Source organism: Xanthomonas arboricola pv. guizotiae, from assembly GCF_002940205.1.
Classification (GTDB): Bacteria; Pseudomonadota; Gammaproteobacteria; order Xanthomonadales; family Xanthomonadaceae; genus Xanthomonas; species Xanthomonas arboricola_C.
This window is the reverse complement of record NZ_MDSK01000040.1, coordinates 23,993-38,488: the sequence shown is the minus strand read 5'-3', so window position 1 is coordinate 38,488 and position 14,496 is coordinate 23,993. Positions and strand designations below refer to the sequence as shown.

11 protein-coding genes are annotated in these 14,496 nt (G+C 68.9%); 5 read left to right on the top strand and 6 right to left on the bottom strand.

Annotated features, from left to right (window positions below; all coding sequences use genetic code 11):
• Nucleotides 1-90 precede the first annotated feature (90 nt).
• Nucleotides 91-2,313, bottom strand: coding sequence for a primosomal protein N' (locus tag XarbCFBP7408_RS18955; protein WP_104564275.1), 2,223 nt, complete (start codon nucleotides 2,311-2,313; stop codon nucleotides 91-93).
• Between the two features lie 470 nt (nucleotides 2,314-2,783).
• Between XarbCFBP7408_RS18955 and XarbCFBP7408_RS18950 the strand changes: the two genes are divergently transcribed.
• From XarbCFBP7408_RS18950 to sppA, 4 genes are all read left to right on the top strand, one after another.
• On the top strand, nucleotides 2,784-3,818 hold the full coding sequence (locus XarbCFBP7408_RS18950; RefSeq protein ID WP_104564274.1) for a hypothetical protein: 1,035 nt from the start codon (nucleotides 2,784-2,786) through the stop codon (nucleotides 3,816-3,818).
• On the top strand, nucleotides 3,805-4,407 hold the full coding sequence (locus XarbCFBP7408_RS18945) for a DUF3106 domain-containing protein (protein WP_181106944.1): 603 nt from the start codon (nucleotides 3,805-3,807) through the stop codon (nucleotides 4,405-4,407). Before XarbCFBP7408_RS18950 ends, XarbCFBP7408_RS18945 begins: the two co-directional genes overlap by 14 nt.
• Before the next feature lie 443 nt (nucleotides 4,408-4,850).
• A complete protein-coding gene (locus tag XarbCFBP7408_RS18940) occupies nucleotides 4,851-6,227 on the top strand; it encodes an MATE family efflux transporter (RefSeq protein ID WP_104564272.1) in 1,377 nt (458 codons plus the stop codon).
• A gap of 83 nt (nucleotides 6,228-6,310) precedes the next feature.
• Entirely contained in the window at nucleotides 6,311-8,212 is a 1,902-nt protein-coding gene (gene sppA, locus XarbCFBP7408_RS18935) for a signal peptide peptidase SppA (protein WP_024938535.1), read from the top strand.
• Between the two features lie 277 nt (nucleotides 8,213-8,489).
• On the opposite strand, the gene XarbCFBP7408_RS18930 is transcribed toward sppA, so the two are convergent.
• Nucleotides 8,490-8,705, bottom strand: coding sequence for a hypothetical protein (locus XarbCFBP7408_RS18930; protein ID WP_104564271.1), 216 nt, complete (start codon nucleotides 8,703-8,705; stop codon nucleotides 8,490-8,492).
• A 106-nt stretch (nucleotides 8,706-8,811) separates the two neighbouring features.
• Between XarbCFBP7408_RS18930 and XarbCFBP7408_RS18925 the strand changes: the two genes are divergently transcribed.
• Nucleotides 8,812-9,588, top strand: coding sequence for an SDR family oxidoreductase (locus XarbCFBP7408_RS18925; RefSeq protein ID WP_104564276.1), 777 nt, complete (start codon nucleotides 8,812-8,814; stop codon nucleotides 9,586-9,588).
• Between the two features lie 277 nt (nucleotides 9,589-9,865).
• On the opposite strand, the gene XarbCFBP7408_RS18920 is transcribed toward XarbCFBP7408_RS18925, so the two are convergent.
• The 4 genes from XarbCFBP7408_RS18920 to XarbCFBP7408_RS18905 all read right to left on the bottom strand — a co-directional run bounded on the left by XarbCFBP7408_RS18920 (nucleotide 9,866) and on the right by XarbCFBP7408_RS18905 (nucleotide 14,463).
• Nucleotides 9,866-10,525 (bottom strand): hypothetical protein, encoded by a 660-nt coding sequence (locus tag XarbCFBP7408_RS18920; RefSeq protein WP_104564270.1) that lies wholly within the window; start codon nucleotides 10,523-10,525, stop codon nucleotides 9,866-9,868.
• On the bottom strand, nucleotides 10,522-11,301 hold the full coding sequence (locus XarbCFBP7408_RS18915; protein WP_104564269.1) for a hypothetical protein: 780 nt from the start codon (nucleotides 11,299-11,301) through the stop codon (nucleotides 10,522-10,524). The genes XarbCFBP7408_RS18920 and XarbCFBP7408_RS18915 overlap by 4 nt, the downstream gene beginning before the upstream one ends.
• Nucleotides 11,302-11,391: 90 nt before the next feature.
• A complete protein-coding gene (locus XarbCFBP7408_RS18910; RefSeq protein WP_104564268.1) occupies nucleotides 11,392-11,955 on the bottom strand; it encodes a Sua5/YciO/YrdC/YwlC family protein in 564 nt (187 codons plus the stop codon).
• A 9-nt stretch (nucleotides 11,956-11,964) separates the two neighbouring features.
• Complete coding sequence (locus XarbCFBP7408_RS18905; RefSeq protein WP_104564267.1) at nucleotides 11,965-14,463, bottom strand: DNA topoisomerase I; 2,499 nt, start codon at nucleotides 14,461-14,463, stop codon at nucleotides 11,965-11,967.
• Nucleotides 14,464-14,496 lie beyond the last annotated feature (33 nt).

Below are 14,496 nucleotides of genomic sequence, written 5' to 3'. Positions count from 1 at the left end.
AGGTAAGCAATGTTCGATGAGGGCAAATTGTGCTGGCGTGATCTCCATGTCCAATAGTTTAACCTCCCCAACCACTAGCGTTAACAGGCCCTAATACAGATCGATCGGATCCACATCCAGCGACCAGCGCACGCGCCGCGCCTGCGGCAGCGCATGGATCGCAGGCAGTTGCGCGTCCAGCAAGCGATGCAGCGCCGGGCGCTGTTGCGCGGACAACAGCAACTGGGTGCGCTGGAAACCGGCGCGGCGCGGCATCGGTGCCGGCATCGGCCCGTAGCACTCCACTGCGGCAAACGCAGGCGATTGTGCGGTGCTGTCTGCCGTGGTCAGGCCGCGCACCGCCATCAGGAACTGGTTGGCCGCCGCCACGTCCTTGGCCTCGGCGCGGAACAGCGCCAGATGCGCGAACGGCGGAAATCCCGCGGCCTCGCGCTGCTGCAGTTCGGCGTCGGCAAAGGCGTGGTAGCCGCCGTTGACCAGGGTCTGCAGCAGGGGGTGGTCGGGGTGATGGGTCTGCAGCCAGACCTCGCCGGGGCGGTCGGCGCGCCCGGCGCGTCCGGCCACCTGGATCAGCTGCTGGGAGAGTTTTTCGGCGGCACGGAAGTCGGCCGAGAACAGACCTTCGTCGATGCCGACCACCACCACCATGGTCAGCCGTGGCAGATCGTGGCCCTTGGCCAGGATCTGGGTGCCGACCAGGATGCCGGCCTCGCTACCCAGGCGCGCCAGCTGGGTCTCCAGCGCGTCGCGGCGCTGGGTGGTGCTGCGGTCGATGCGCACCACCGGAAACTCCGGGAACGCTTCGGTCAGGCGTTCTTCCAGCCGCTCGGTGCCGATGCCTTGCGGCTGCAGCGCCAGGCTGGCGCAGGTCGGGCAGGCCAGCGGTGCCGGCTGGCGCGCGCCGCAGTGATGGCATTGCAGGCGCCGCCCGCCGGCGTGCACGGTCATCGGGGTCTGGTGCAGCGGCGTGCTGCAGCGCTGGCAGGCGGCGGTCCAGCCGCAGTCGTGGCACAGCAGCACCGGCGCGTAGCCGCGGCGGTTCTTGAACACCAGCACCTGCTCGCCGCGTGCCAGGGTGGTGCCGATGCCGGCCAGCACTTCCGGCGACAGGCCGTCCTTGAGCGGGCGCTTGCGCACGTCGAGCACGCGCACGCGCGGCGGACGCGCCTCGCCGGCCCGGCGCGCCAGGCGCAGATGCCGGTAGCGACCGGAATAGGCGTTGTGCAGGCTTTCCAGCGATGGCGTGGCGCTGCCCAGGATCACCGGCACATCCAGCGCCTTGCCGCGCACCAGCGCGAAATCGCGCGCGTGATAGCGGATGCCGTCCTGCTGTTTGTAGCTGCCGTCGTGTTCTTCGTCGATCACGATCAGCCCGGCATTGGGCAGCGGGGTGAACACCGCCGAACGGGTGCCGACGACCAGCTTGGCCTCGCCACGCCAGGCTGCCGCCCACACCCGCGCCCGTTCGCCATCGGACAGCCCCGAATGCAATGCGTGCACCGGCACGCCCAGGCGGGCGCGGAAGCGGCCCAGCGTCTGCGGGGTCAGGCCGATCTCCGGCACCAGCACCAGCGCCTGCTTGCCGGCGGCCAGGCAGTCGGCGATCGCCTGCAGGTAGACCTCGGTCTTGCCGCTGCCGGTGACGCCATCGAGCAGATAGGTGGCAAAACCGCCCTGCGCACGGATGGCGTCGGCGGCGGCCTGCTGTTCGTCGTTGAGCTGCGGGCCGCTGCCGGGGCGGGGCGGGATGCTGTCGGCCGGCACCGCCACGCGCTCGGCATGGCCGCGCTTGGCCAGGCTGCGTGCGGCCTCGCGCCAGTGCGGCAGCAATGGGTCCAGCTGTTCTTCGCCCAGCGCACCGGTGAGCAGCAGGGCGGCCAGCAAGGCGGGGCGGCTGCCGGCGCGCAGGCTGGCGGCGCCGGTGCGCCCGGCTTCGGTGAGCTGCCAGGCCCAGGCATGGGTGTCGGCCAGCGGCTCGCCGCGGCGCAACGGGCCGGGCAGGGCGCTGGACTGGGCCTCGCCCAGCGGGGCGTGGGTGTAGCGCGCCAGCCACTGCAGCGAACGCGCCAGCTCCTCGACCAGCAACGGGACGTCGTCGCACCATGCCAGCGCCGGGCGCAGCCCCTCGGCGGACGCCAACTGCCCGATCTCCACCACCACCCCGACCAGCTCGCGCGGCCCGAACGGCACCCGCACCCGGCAGCCGACCCGCGCCGGGTCGGTCAGCGGCGCGTCGGCCGGAGGCAGATAGTCGAACAATTGGGGCAGCGGCACCGGTAGGGCGATGCGCAGGGTGGCGACGGTCGAAGACATCCGGCCAGTCTACCGGCCCTGTCCAGCGCCCGGCAGACGCCGATCGATCGTCCTCGAATCGGCAGGTCGGGTTACGACGCGTTTGTGTGACGGAAGTGATAAATCCGACGTAAACCTATGTGAGGGTTAAGGAAACCGGTTTATCCACACTGCCTGTGGATAAGGCTGTGAATTAGTCTGGTGCTCCACGCTGTGAAGGCGGATTCACTAGCCTCTGCAACCTGTTGGACATTTTTTCACCAATCGGCTTAAAGTTATAAGGATCAATCACTTAGGCGTGAAACACGAATGCAACAATGAAAAATCAACAGTTGACAGACGCCTGCGTATCGGCATGTCTGCCGCTGTGCACAACCCGCGCGGGTGATGGCGGCCGATGGCACCGGGACGCAGCGCAGCCGGGTCGATCTGTCAAGCCATCGGCGGGGGCCGGTTGCCTCGGTATCATGCCGGCCGATGCTGGAGTTCCCATGACCGTAGTCCCCGACGCCCCCGTCACCCCTGTCGCGCTGTCTGCGTTCCTGCGCGGTGTCGAACGCCGGGGTCTGGTGCTCGCACAATTGCAATGTGGCGATGGCGCGGCGGCCGAACGGGCCCTGGCGGCGGCGTTGCGGGCATTCAGCAGCCAGGCGGCGGGCCGCCCGCTGGCCGGCTGGCCGATGCGCTTCTGGAGCCTGCTGGCGACTGCCCCGCCGCTGCGGCGCGAGCCCATGCCGGGGACCTGGCTGCCGCCGTTCACCGCACTGGGGTGGATGCAGACCAGCGACCGGCTGGCGCTGCTGCTGCGTATCGTGGCCGGACTGGAGGAGGAACCTGCCAGCGAGGTGCAAGGCATCGAGGTGGCGGCCTATCGGCAGTCGCTGGCCCGTGCCTGCCCGCGCGATGCGGCCGGCAACCCGGATGCGCAGGCCTGGCGGGCACTGGCCGAGGCCGCGCAGCAGGAGTTGCGCGAGCTCAGCCCGGCGCAGGTGAGCCGGTTGGCACAGCTCCGCGAGTCGGCGCTGGCCGGCATGCCACTGCAGCCAGTCGCGGCCACGCCTGCGGCCGCCGCCGAAGCGCGCCGCCCGGCCGCGCCGCGCAACCGTCCTGCACGCCAATGGCAGTGGCCACGGATCGACCGCCGCCACGCCGGTCTCGGGCTGGCGGTGCTGGGGTTGGCGTTGCTGCTCGCGGCGCTGGGCTGGTGGTGGACGCATCGCCGCCCGGCCCTGCCGCCCGAGCCGGTCTCGCAGGCCCCGGCCGGCGTGCTGCACGTCACCGATGCCGCGCCGGTGCTGGTGGAAGACCTTCCCGCCGCCAATTTGCCGGACGCGGTGGCAAACCCCGGCCTGGATCCGCGCGACCAGGCGATGCTGGCCGACCCGGACCTGGAACTGGCGCGTTCGGCCGATTTCTACGCCTGGTATGCGGCCGGCCATCCGGTGCCGGCCGACGAATCCGGCGCGCATGCCACCGCGGCCGAGCAGCCTGCCGCCACCCTGGAGACCGTCGATGACGACAATTAAGTGGTGCGGCCTGCTGGCGTTGGCTGTTGTCGGCATGGCCGCTGCGCAGACCCTGCCGGCACCATTGGAAGAAGGCAACGCGACTGCGCCTGCCGGCATGCCGACGCTCGCAGCCGCCACTGCCACAATCCCGAGCGCTGCGCAGCAGCGCGCGCGCTGGGACGCATTGACGCCGGCCCAGCGGGCCGAGCTGCGCGCCCGTTATGCGGCCTGGAAAGGACTCACCGCCACCGACCGGGTGGTGGTGCGGCAGGCCCGCGAGCGTCTGCATGACTTGCCCGACGACCAGCAGCGCGCGCTGCGCACGCAGTTCACCGCGATGGATCGCCTGCATCGCGATGGCTGGCGCCTGGGCTCGCAGCTGGGCGCGTTCTATCCGCAGTTGCAGCCCCTGATCGGCTACGTGCCGCCAGCGCAGCGCGACACGCTGCTGGCGGCACTGCGCAGCCTGGACGCCGGGCAGCTGGAACAGCTGGCGATGCTGGCACAACGCACCCCGCCGCAGGAGCGCGATGGCTTGCGCGATGCCCTGCTCGCGCAGGCGCCGGCAACGCGCAGCGCCTGGTTGAAGCGCCAGCTGGCGCGCTGATTGGCAGCAGCGCGACAGCCCCGTTGCAGCACCCCTGTGCCGGCGTCGTCTCCACGCGTGCTCGGTGTCCATCCTCTCGATACCGGGCAGCGGGGCCGGACACCGAGCCGAGGGCATGCGGGGCTGCCGCCTTCGGCGATGCGCGCGAAGCGGCGATCGTCACGAAGGACACGGACCGCGCTGAAGCCCAGGCATCCGGTTCCGGTGACCAGCCAGGCCGGCCGCTCGCCGCCTAGCATCTCCCGCCTTGCGCCTTGCGCCTTGCGCCTTGCGCCTTGCGCCTTGCGCCTTGCGCCTTGCGGCCGACAGCCGACAGCCGACAGCCGACAGCCGACAGCCGACAGCCGCAGCCCGTGTCGCAAGTGCGGGTAAGATAGCGGCCCCACGCGACCCGGTGCCAGCGCCTCCCGGCACGGCCGTAGTCCGCGCAGCGATCGGTTGTCATGTCTGTCTTTCCTGTCCCCACCTCCGCGACGCCGCGTTTCGGCGCGGAAGTGCGCACCACCGGCCTGCTCGCATTGCCGCTGGTACTCGGTCACGTCTCCACCGGCCTGATCGGATTCGTCGATAACGTCATCGCCGGTCACCACGGCACCGCCACGCTGGCGGCGGTCACCATCGGCACCTCGCTGCTGTGGCTGCCGATGCTGGTGCCGATCGGCACGCTGATCTCGTTGACCGCCTCGGTCTCGCAGCTGCGCGGCGCCGGCCGCGAGCGCGAGATCGGCCCGCTGTTCCGCCAGGCGCTGTGGCTGTCGCTGGGACTGGGCGCGGTGATGTTCGCGTTCCTCAGTGCGGTGCCGCCGCTGTTGCCCACCTTCGGGATTGCGCCGGACATCGTGCCGGGCGCGACCGACTTCCTGCACGCGGTGCGCTGGGGCGGGCCGGCGCTGACGTTCTACTTCTGCATGCGCTATCTCAGCGAGGGCATGCACTGGACCCTGCCGACCATGCTGCTGGGCTTTGGCGGCCTGCTGGTGCTGGCGCCGCTGGGTTATGCGCTGACCTATGGCAAGTTCGGCTTTGCCGAACACGGTGCGCAGGGCCTGGGCATGGCCTCGGCGATCACCATGTGGGTGCAGGCCAGCGTGTTCGCGCTGTATCTGTGGCGCTCGCGCCGCTTCGCGCACCTGCAGTTGTTCACCCATTTCGAAGGTCCGCGCTGGCGCGCCATCGGCGATCTGTTGCGCACCGGTCTGCCGATCGGCATCACCGTGCTGATGGAGGGCGGCCTGTTCATCGTCACCGCCTTGCTGATCGGCCGGCTCGGCTCCACCGAAGCGGCCGCGCACCAGATCGCGATCAACGTCGCGCAGCTGTGTTTCATGATTCCGATGGGCGTGGCCGAGGCGACCACCGTGCGGGTCGGGCATGCGGTCGGGCGCGGCGATCCGCTCGGCATGCGGCGCGCGGCCTGGGCCGGTTACGCGATCGTGCTGGGCACCCAGGCGCTGTCGGCCAGCGTGCTGTTGCTGGGCCACGACGCCATCGTGAGCGTCTATACCGACGATGCGGCGGTGGCCGCGCTGGCCTCGGTGCTGCTGCTGTTCGCTGCCACGTTCCAGTTTCCCGACGGCATCCAGGTGCTCTCCAGCGGCGCGTTGCGTGGACTCAAGGACACCCGTGTGCCGATGTTCCTGGCGATGTTCTCGTACTGGGGGATCGGCATGCCGATCGGCGCCGGGCTCGGCCTGGGGCTGGGCTGGGGGCCGCAAGGCATGTGGATCGGCCTGATTCTAGGCCTGACCGTGGCGTCGGTCCTGATGGGCTTGCGCTTCCGGCAGACCAGCCGGCGGCTGACTGCCGGCGCGCCCCCCTGACTTCCAGCGCATGCCGCGCGCGCCGCGCAGCCGGTATGCTGGACACCATTGATCGTATGCAGCGTCTTTCGACGGAGTTTTCCATGAACCACCCCGTGCATCGCAGTCCCATCGCCAGTTTCTTCGTCGGCCTGTGGGATGTGATGAATTTCACCCGGCGCCTGATCTTCAACCTGGTGTTCTTCGGCTTCCTGTTCCTGGTGCTGCTGCTGTTTGTGGTGGCGATCGCGCGTGGCGACGGCAGCAAGCCGCTGGCCGAGCGCACCACCCTGGTGATCAACCCCGAAGGCACGCTGGTCGAGCAGTTCAGCGCCGACCCGGTGAGCCGGTCGCTGGCCAAGGCGGTCGGCGACAAGAGCGCCGAGGAAGTGCAGCTGCGCGACCTGGTGCGGGTGATCGAGGCGGCCGGCAAGGACCGCAAGATCGAGCGGGTGGTGTTGAACCTGGACAAGTTTCAGCCCGCCGGTTTCGCCTCGCAGCGCGAAGTGGCCGCGGCGTTGCAGAAGCTGCGCGCCTCCGGCAAGCAGATCGTCGCCTTCAGCGAGAGCATGAGCCAGGGCCAGTACCTGCTGGCCGCACAGGCCAACGAGGTCTATCTCGACCCGATGGGCAGCGTGCTGCTGGAAGGGCTTGGCCGTTATCGCCAGTATTTCCGCGAGGGCCTGCAGGACAAGCTCGGCGTGGACGTGCACCTGTTCCGCGTGGGCGAGTACAAGTCCGCCGCCGAGCCGTACATCCTCGATGCCGCTTCGGCCGACGCCAAGGAAGCAGACCTGTTCTGGATGAACGACGTGTGGCAGCGCTACCTGGCCGATGTCGGCAAGGCGCGCAAGCTGAGCCCGGCGCAGCTGACCGCCGGCATCGACACGCTGCCCGAGGGCGTGGCCGCCGCCGGTGGCGATCTGGCCAAGTTCGCGCTGCAGCAGAAGCTGGTCGACGGGCTCAAGACCCGCGAGGACGTCGACGCGCTGCTGACCAAGCGCGGCGTGGCCGACAGCGATGCCGACAGCGGCTTTCGCAACATCGGCTTCAACGATTATCTGAGCCAGCTGCAGGCGCAGCGCTCGCCGATGGACAGCCGTCCGCAGGTGGCCGTGGTGGTGGCCGCTGGCGAGATCAGCGGTGGCGAGCAGCCGGCCGGCCGCATCGGTGGCGAGTCCACCGCCGCGTTGCTGCGCCAGGCGCGCGACGACGACGAGGTCAAGGCGGTGGTGCTGCGTGTGGATTCGCCCGGCGGCGAAGTGTTCGCCTCCGAGCAGATCCGTCGCGAGGTGGTCGCGCTCAAGCAGGCCGGCAAGCCGGTGGTGGTGTCGATGGGCGATCTGGCCGCCTCGGGCGGTTACTGGATCAGCATGAATGCCGATCGCATCTATGCCGACCCGTCGACCATCAGTGGCTCGATCGGCATCTTCGGCATGGTGCCCAACCTGACCCGCGCGCTGGACAAGATCGGCGTGCACACCGATGGCGTGGGTACCACGCGCTTTGCCGGTGCCTTCGACATCACCCGCCCGCTGGACCCGGCCGCCGGCCAGGTGATCCAGGCGGTGATCAACAAGGGCTATGCCGACTTCACCGGCAAGGTGGCGCAGGCGCGGCATCAGTCGGTGGACGCCATCGACAAGGTCGCACGCGGCCGCGTGTGGAGCGGTGCGCAGGCCAGGCAGCATGGCCTGGTGGACGCGTTCGGTGGCATGTCCGAAGCGGTGGCCGATGCGGCCGACCGCGCCAAGTTGAGCCGCGGCAAGTTCCGCGTGCGCTATGTGGAAAAGCCGGCCACGCCGTTCTCGCAGTTCATGAGCGGATTTGCCGGCAGCCGCATGGGCGCCTGGATGCTGGGCGACTCGGGCATGGCGCGCGCACTGCTGGCGCGCTCGCTGCCGGAAGTGGACACGCAGTTGCGCTTTGTCGAAGACGCCGTGCACGACAGCAAGGCGGGCGGTACCCCGGTCAAGTCGCTGGCGTACTGCTTCTGCGGCTTCTGACGCGGCAGGTTCGCAACCTGATGGATCGACAACGCCGGCCTTGTGCCGGCGTTGTTGTATCTGCGCTCAGGCGATGCAGCAATGCGGGCGCGCCAGCAGCGCAAAAATGGCAGAACGCAGGGCGCCACGATCACAGGCAATCAGCCCTCGGTCGAGCGACCTCACGCGTGCTTGCCGTGCGCGCAGATGCAGCGATCGCCTTGCGCTCAATCGCAGGCGCGCACGCGCAGTTGCTGCGTCGACAAAAAACGCGCGTGCTGCAGACAGCAGGCTTCGGTTACTGCGTGGCCGCATCGATCGCCTTGCGTTGATCGTCTGCGGCCTGGTCGCTTACCGCCTGCACTGCGTGCGCCTTGTTCAACGGTTCCTGGAGGTGGTCGCGCAGGGCGGTGGCCTGCGGCTCGGGCTTCTGCTCGGTGGGCGCAGGTTGCGGCCGCTGACAGGCGCCCAGCAGCAACGTCAGGCTGATCGCAAGAATCCAATGCCGTTTCATCGTCGTGACCTCGCTCGGGGTGGCGGTATCCTAACGCCCGGGCCGCAGGCATGCGTCAAGCGCGCTGCTGCGGCCGTTTCCTGCGTCTTGAAAGAGGATGACCCACGTGACAACCCACCGTTGGCGGCTGGATGGACAGACCGCGCTCATCACCGGCGCCAGCGCCGGCATTGGCTTTGCCATCGCGCGCGAATTGCTGGCCTTCGGCGCGGATCTGCTGCTGGTGGCGCGCGATGCCGATGCGCTGGCGCAGGCGCGTGACGAGTTGGCCGAGGAATTTCCCGAGCGCGAGCTGCATGGGCTGGCCGCCGATGTGGCCGACGACGAAGAGCGGCGCGCGATTCTGGATTGGGTGGAAGACCATGCCGATGGCCTGCATCTGCTGATCAACAATGCCGGCGGCAACATCACCCGCGCGGCGATCGATTACACCGAAGACCAGTGGCGCGGCATCTTCGAAACCAATGTGTTCGCCGCTTTCGAGTTGTCGCGGTATGCGCACCCGTTGCTGACCCGCCACGCGGCATCGGCGATCGTCAACGTCGGCAGCGTCTCCGGCATCACCCATGTGCGCAGCGGCGCGCCGTACGGCATGACCAAGGCCGCGCTGCAGCAGATGACGCGCAACCTGGCGGTGGAATGGGCAGAGGACGGCATCCGCGTCAACGCGGTGGCGCCGTGGTACATCCGCACCCGTCGCACCTCCGGGCCGTTGTCGGATCCGGATTACTACGAGCAGGTCATCGAGCGCACCCCGATGCGCCGCATCGGCGAACCGGAAGAAGTGGCCGCCGCCGTCGGTTTCCTCTGTCTGCCGGCGGCCAGTTACATCACCGGCGAATGCATCGCGGTGGATGGCGGATTCCTGCGTTACGGGTTCTGACACGCCTGCGTGCGTGGGCGCGCGGACAGTGCCTGCGCATGGCATCGGAAGCTGCGCAGGCATGCGCCGAACCCTTGCTGCACCTGCGCCTCCGGTGTTCGTCCGCTGCGTCTGCGCGCAACGCAGGCGACAGTGCGGCAGGCTTGCTCGCATGCGGAGCGCTGCACCGCGCAGGTCATCCGGTGATCGCTAACGGTTGCAGTGGCTCGAAAGAATCAGCCCGGCAAGCACAGCGCCGGCACACTGGCTGGCATGCGCGGCCACGCCGGCTGCAGCGTCATGGCGTGGCGGACGGATTCGCGCAGCGGCTTTCGTCCAGCACCCGACGCATCTGCACGTAGCGCTGCTTGCGCTCGGCCGCTTGCGCCTCGTCGGAGAAGCGCCAGGTCGATTCGGCCTGTTCGGCACGCTGGCGCCAGGCCTCGCACAGGCTCTGGTCCGGCACCGGTGCGCAGCGGTCGGTGACCACTTCGCAGGCGCTGCCGCCGCCGGTTGCCGGCCCGCCCGCCAGGTTGGTGGTCTGCATCGGCAGGCAGCGCGTGGCCGGCTCGCGGTCTTCGGTGAAATAGCGCCCGTTGTCGTACGCGGTGCATTCGAACAAGGGCGGCGGTGGCAGCGTGGAGGTCGAGGGCGCGGCCGGCGGCGTCGGTGCCGGCGTTGCAGCCGGAGCGGCGGCGGGGACATCGGTCTTGGGCATCGTGGGCGGCTGCGCAGCGGGCGTGCTACGCGCAGGCGACGCCGCGCCTGATCCACCCGCCGTCAACGGCACCGCGGCCGGTGCCGTCATCAGTTTCTTCTGCTGCTGCATGCCCTTCGGGCACGGCATGTTCTGCACGGTGAGCGCGCCGCTGGAGTCGGTGCACCGGTAGATCGCCACTTCCTGGGCGCCGGCCACCGAAGCACACGCCAGCAATACCGCCCACGGCCAGCGCCTCATGCGCCGCCGCAATCGCGCTGCAGGCGCGCGTCGATGCCGCGCTGTTCGCGGCTCAGATCCTGGCGCTCGCTCTGCAGGGCGTTGTTGTAGCGGCGGATCAGCTCCCAGCGACGGTCGGCCAGGCGCGCGCAGACTTCCTGTTCGGGCAGGGCATGGCATTCGTCGCGGATCTGCACGTTGCCGTACGGCACGATCACCGTGCCGCCGTAGCCGCCGCCGTTGTAGCCGCCTTCGTAGCCTCCCTGATAACCGCCGCCGCCGAAGCTTGCGCTGCCGCGCAGGCTGCCACCGCGACCGGCGCTTCCCTGCACCGACATCGCCGGGCGTGGGCGGACCGAGATCGGCGGACGCTGGATGCCGCCGCCGCTGACCGGCGGGGCAATGCCGTTGCCCACATAGGCCGGGCCCCAGGTCGGCACCCAGCGCGGATTGCCGTCCGGGCTGTCGCTGGTATAGCGGTTGCCGTCTTCGGTGGTGCACTCGTACATCGGCTGCGGCGGCTGCACGGTGATGATGCGCACCTCGCGCGGTGGCTGCGTCGCGACGGCGGCCGGGGCGGCAACGGCGCGCTGCGGTTGCGGCGGCGGATCCTGCGGGCGCTGCAGGTCCAGCACCTGCTGGCGGCCGCTGCTGCACGGCGCATCCTGCAAGGCGACGGTGCCGGTGCTGCTGACGCAGCGGTAGATCCGCACATTCGGATCCGGTTTGCTGGCGGTACTGGCCGCCGACGCAGGCAGCGCGGTGGCCAGCAACAGAAGGGTCAGGACGGTACGCATGGCTGCAGTGTGCGCGTCTGCCCGGCTGTGGGCAAAGGGGCCGGCGGTGTGCGGGGCCAAGCGCGCCGACAGGCGGCGCGTGGCGGCTGCTCAGTCGCGCAGGATCTGTCCGCTGCGGGCATCGCGGATCTGGGTCGGTTGCGCCAATGCGCCCACCTCGCCATCGGTCACCCCGTCGATGCTGGCCAGCAGGGCCGGGTCCAGCGCCTGTCGGCTGCGCGCGGGCGGCTTGCCGGCCAGGTTGGCGCTGGTGGACACCAACGGGCCGCCCCAGGCCGCACAGAGCGCGGCGACCAGCGGATGCGCGCTGATGCGCACCGCCAGCCCGTCATGCGCGCCTGTGACCCAGCGCGGCGCCTGTGCGGTGATCGGCAGGATCCAGGTATGCGGGCCCGGCCAGCTGGCCAGCACGTCCTGCCGGCGGGCCGGCGCCAGTGCGTCCAGATCCACCCAGTCGTGCAGCACATCCAGGCTGGCGGCGACCACGATCACGCCCTTGTCGACCGGGCGGCGTTTGATCTCCAGCAGCCGCAGCACGGCGGCCTGCTGGCGCGGGTCGCAGCCCAGTCCCCACACCGCTTCGGTGGGATAGGCGATCACGCCGCCCCGGGTCAGGGTGGCGACGGCGCTGTCCAGGCTGAGCGTGTGCTGCATGCGGCGCCCTTAACCTGCGGCCTTGCTCACGGCCTTCTTGACCACGCGCTTGGTGGCCTTCTTGGCAGCGGCCTTCTTGGCCGGCGCCTTCTTCGCCGCGGTCTTGGTGGCGGTTTTCTTGACCGCGGTCTTCTTGGCTGCGGCGTCCTTGGCCTCCTTGGCCGAGTCCTTCACCGCGTTCTTCTTGAGCGTGGCCTTCTTGGCGCCGAAGCCCTTGCGCACCGGCTTGCCGGTGTCGGCCAGCAGCTGCTGCACTTCTTCGAACGTCAACGACGCCGGCTCGCGATCCTTGGGGATCTTGCCATTGAGCTTGCCATCGCTGATGTACGGGCCGAAGCGGCCGTTGAGCACCTGGATGTCGCTGCCTTCGAAGTCCTTGATCACGCGGTTGCGCGCGATCTCTTCCTTCTCCTCGATCAGGAACACCGCGCGCGCCAGATCGATGGTGTACGGGTCGTCTTCCTTCTTCAGCGACGCATAGACGCTGCCGCGGCGCGCGAACGGGCCGAAGCGGCCAATGCCCACGCTGACATCCTGGTCTTTGTCCTGGCCCAGTGCGCGCGGCATCTTGAACAGTTCCAGCGCGTCTTCGATGGAGATCGAATAGATGCTCTGGCCAGGACGCAGCGAGGCGAAGGTGGGCTTTTCCTCGTCTTCGACGGTGCCGATCTGCACCATCGGGCCGAAGCGGCCGATGCGCGCGCTGACTTCCTTGCCGCTGACCGGATCGGCGCCGAGCACGCGCACGCTGCCGGCGTCGGTCTTGTCCAGCGAATCCTTCTTGTCCTCGACCAGTTCCTTGAACGGGCCCCAGAACTTCTCCATCAGCGGGATCCATTCTTCCTCGCCACGCGAGACCGCATCCAGGTCGTCTTCGAGCTTGGCGGTGAAGTCGTAATCCACGTAACGGGTGAAATGCCCGGACAGGAACTTGGACACGGCGCGGCCCACGTCGGTGGGGCGGAAGCTGCGGCCTTCCATTTCCACGTACTTGCGGAACTGCAGGGTCTGGATGATCGAGGCGTAGGTGGACGGCCGGCCGATGCCGTATTCCTCCAATGCCTTGACCAACGCCGCTTCGGTGAAGCGCGGCGGCGGCTGGGTGAAATGCTGGTCGGTGACGATGCGGTCCAGCGGGATGTTGTCGCCGGCCTTCATCAGCGGCAGCTTGCGGCCTTCGTCCTCGTCCTCGCTGCTCTTGGTGTCCTTGCCTTCCTCATAAACCGCCAGGAAGCCGGGCACCACCACGGTGGTGCCGCTGGCGCGGAACACGTGCTCGCTGCCGGCCGACAGATCGACGCTGACGGTGTTGAGCGTGGCCGGGATCATCTGGCAGGCCACCGCGCGGCGCCAGATCAACTCGTACAGGCGACGCTCGTCGTCGGACAGGAAGCGCGCCACCTGCGCCGGGGTGCGCAGCGCCGAGGTCGGGCGCACCGCCTCGTGCGCTTCCTGCGCGTTCTTGGATTTGGTGGTGTAGGCGTTGGGCTGGTCCGGCAACGAGGCGGTGCCGAAATCGCGCGCGATCACATCGCGGATTTCCGCCAGCGCGTCCTGCGACAGGTTCACCGAGTCGGTACGCATATAGCTGATCAGACCGACCGAACCTTCGTCCCCCAGCGCCACGCCTTCGTACAGCTTCTGCGCCACCTGCATGGTCTTGCGGGTGGTGAAGCCGAGCTTGCGCGAGGCTTCCTGCTGCAGCGTGGAGGTGGTGAACGGTGGGGCAGGGCGGCGCTTGCGCTCCTTGCTGGCCACATCGGTCACATGCAGCACGCCTTGCGCGGCCTGCTGGATGCGCAGCCGCGCCGCTTCGGCGGTGTCGCCATCGGTGACGGTGAACTGCTCGAACTTCTGCCCGTCCAGCTTGATCAGGCGCGCATTGAACGGCTGCGACGGATGCCGGCAATGCGCATCGATGGACCAGTACTCGCGCGCGATGAAGGCTTCGATCTCTTCCTCGCGCTCGACGATCATGCGCAGCGCCGGCGACTGCACGCGGCCGGCCGACAGGCCGCGCTGCACCTTGCGCCACAGCACCGGCGACAGGTTGAAGCCGACCAGATAGTCGAGCGCGCGGCGGGCCTGCTGCGCATCGACCAGATCGGCCGCGATCGCGCGCGGCTTGAGCATGGCTTCCTTGATCGCGCGCGGGGTGATCTCGGTGAACACCACCCGCTGCATCGGCTTGTCCTTGAGCAGGCCGCGCTCCTTCAGGATCTCTGCGATATGCCAGCTGATCGCCTCGCCTTCGCGGTCCGGGTCGGTCGCCAGAAAGATGTCGTCGGCACCCTTGGCAGCACGTGCGATGGCTTCGACATGCTTCTCGTTCTTTTCGATCAGGTCGTAGCGCATCGCGAAGCCGTTGTCCGGATCGACCGCGCCTTCCTTCGGGACCAGGTCACGCACGTGCCCATACGAGGCCAGGACGGTGAAGTCCTTGCCGAGGTATTTATTGATCGTCTTGGCCTTGGCGGGCGATTCGACGATGAGCAGGTGCTTGGGCATGGTGGCGAATTCTTTGGGCAGGGCCCGGGGGGC

Bases quoted from the DNA above. Each gene is read 5' to 3' on its own strand.
- XarbCFBP7408_RS18915 (WP_104564269.1), bottom strand. From the start codon at position 11,301: ATGCGTACCGTCCTGACCCTTCTGTTGCTGGCCACCGCGCTGCCTGCG.
- XarbCFBP7408_RS18950 (WP_104564274.1), top strand. From the start codon at position 2,784: ATGACCGTAGTCCCCGACGCCCCCGTCACCCCTGTCGCGCTGTCTGCG.
- XarbCFBP7408_RS18945 (WP_181106944.1), top strand. From the start codon at position 3,805: ATGACGACAATTAAGTGGTGCGGCCTGCTGGCGTTGGCTGTTGTCGGC.
- XarbCFBP7408_RS18910 (WP_104564268.1), bottom strand. From the start codon at position 11,955: ATGCAGCACACGCTCAGCCTGGACAGCGCCGTCGCCACCCTGACCCGG.
- XarbCFBP7408_RS18930 (WP_104564271.1), bottom strand. From the start codon at position 8,705: ATGAAACGGCATTGGATTCTTGCGATCAGCCTGACGTTGCTGCTGGGC.
- XarbCFBP7408_RS18940 (WP_104564272.1), top strand. From the start codon at position 4,851: ATGTCTGTCTTTCCTGTCCCCACCTCCGCGACGCCGCGTTTCGGCGCG.
- XarbCFBP7408_RS18905 (WP_104564267.1), bottom strand. From the start codon at position 14,463: ATGCCCAAGCACCTGCTCATCGTCGAATCGCCCGCCAAGGCCAAGACG.
- XarbCFBP7408_RS18920 (WP_104564270.1), bottom strand. From the start codon at position 10,525: ATGAGGCGCTGGCCGTGGGCGGTATTGCTGGCGTGTGCTTCGGTGGCC.
- sppA (WP_024938535.1), top strand. From the start codon at position 6,311: ATGAACCACCCCGTGCATCGCAGTCCCATCGCCAGTTTCTTCGTCGGC.
- XarbCFBP7408_RS18955 (WP_104564275.1), bottom strand. From the start codon at position 2,313: ATGTCTTCGACCGTCGCCACCCTGCGCATCGCCCTACCGGTGCCGCTG.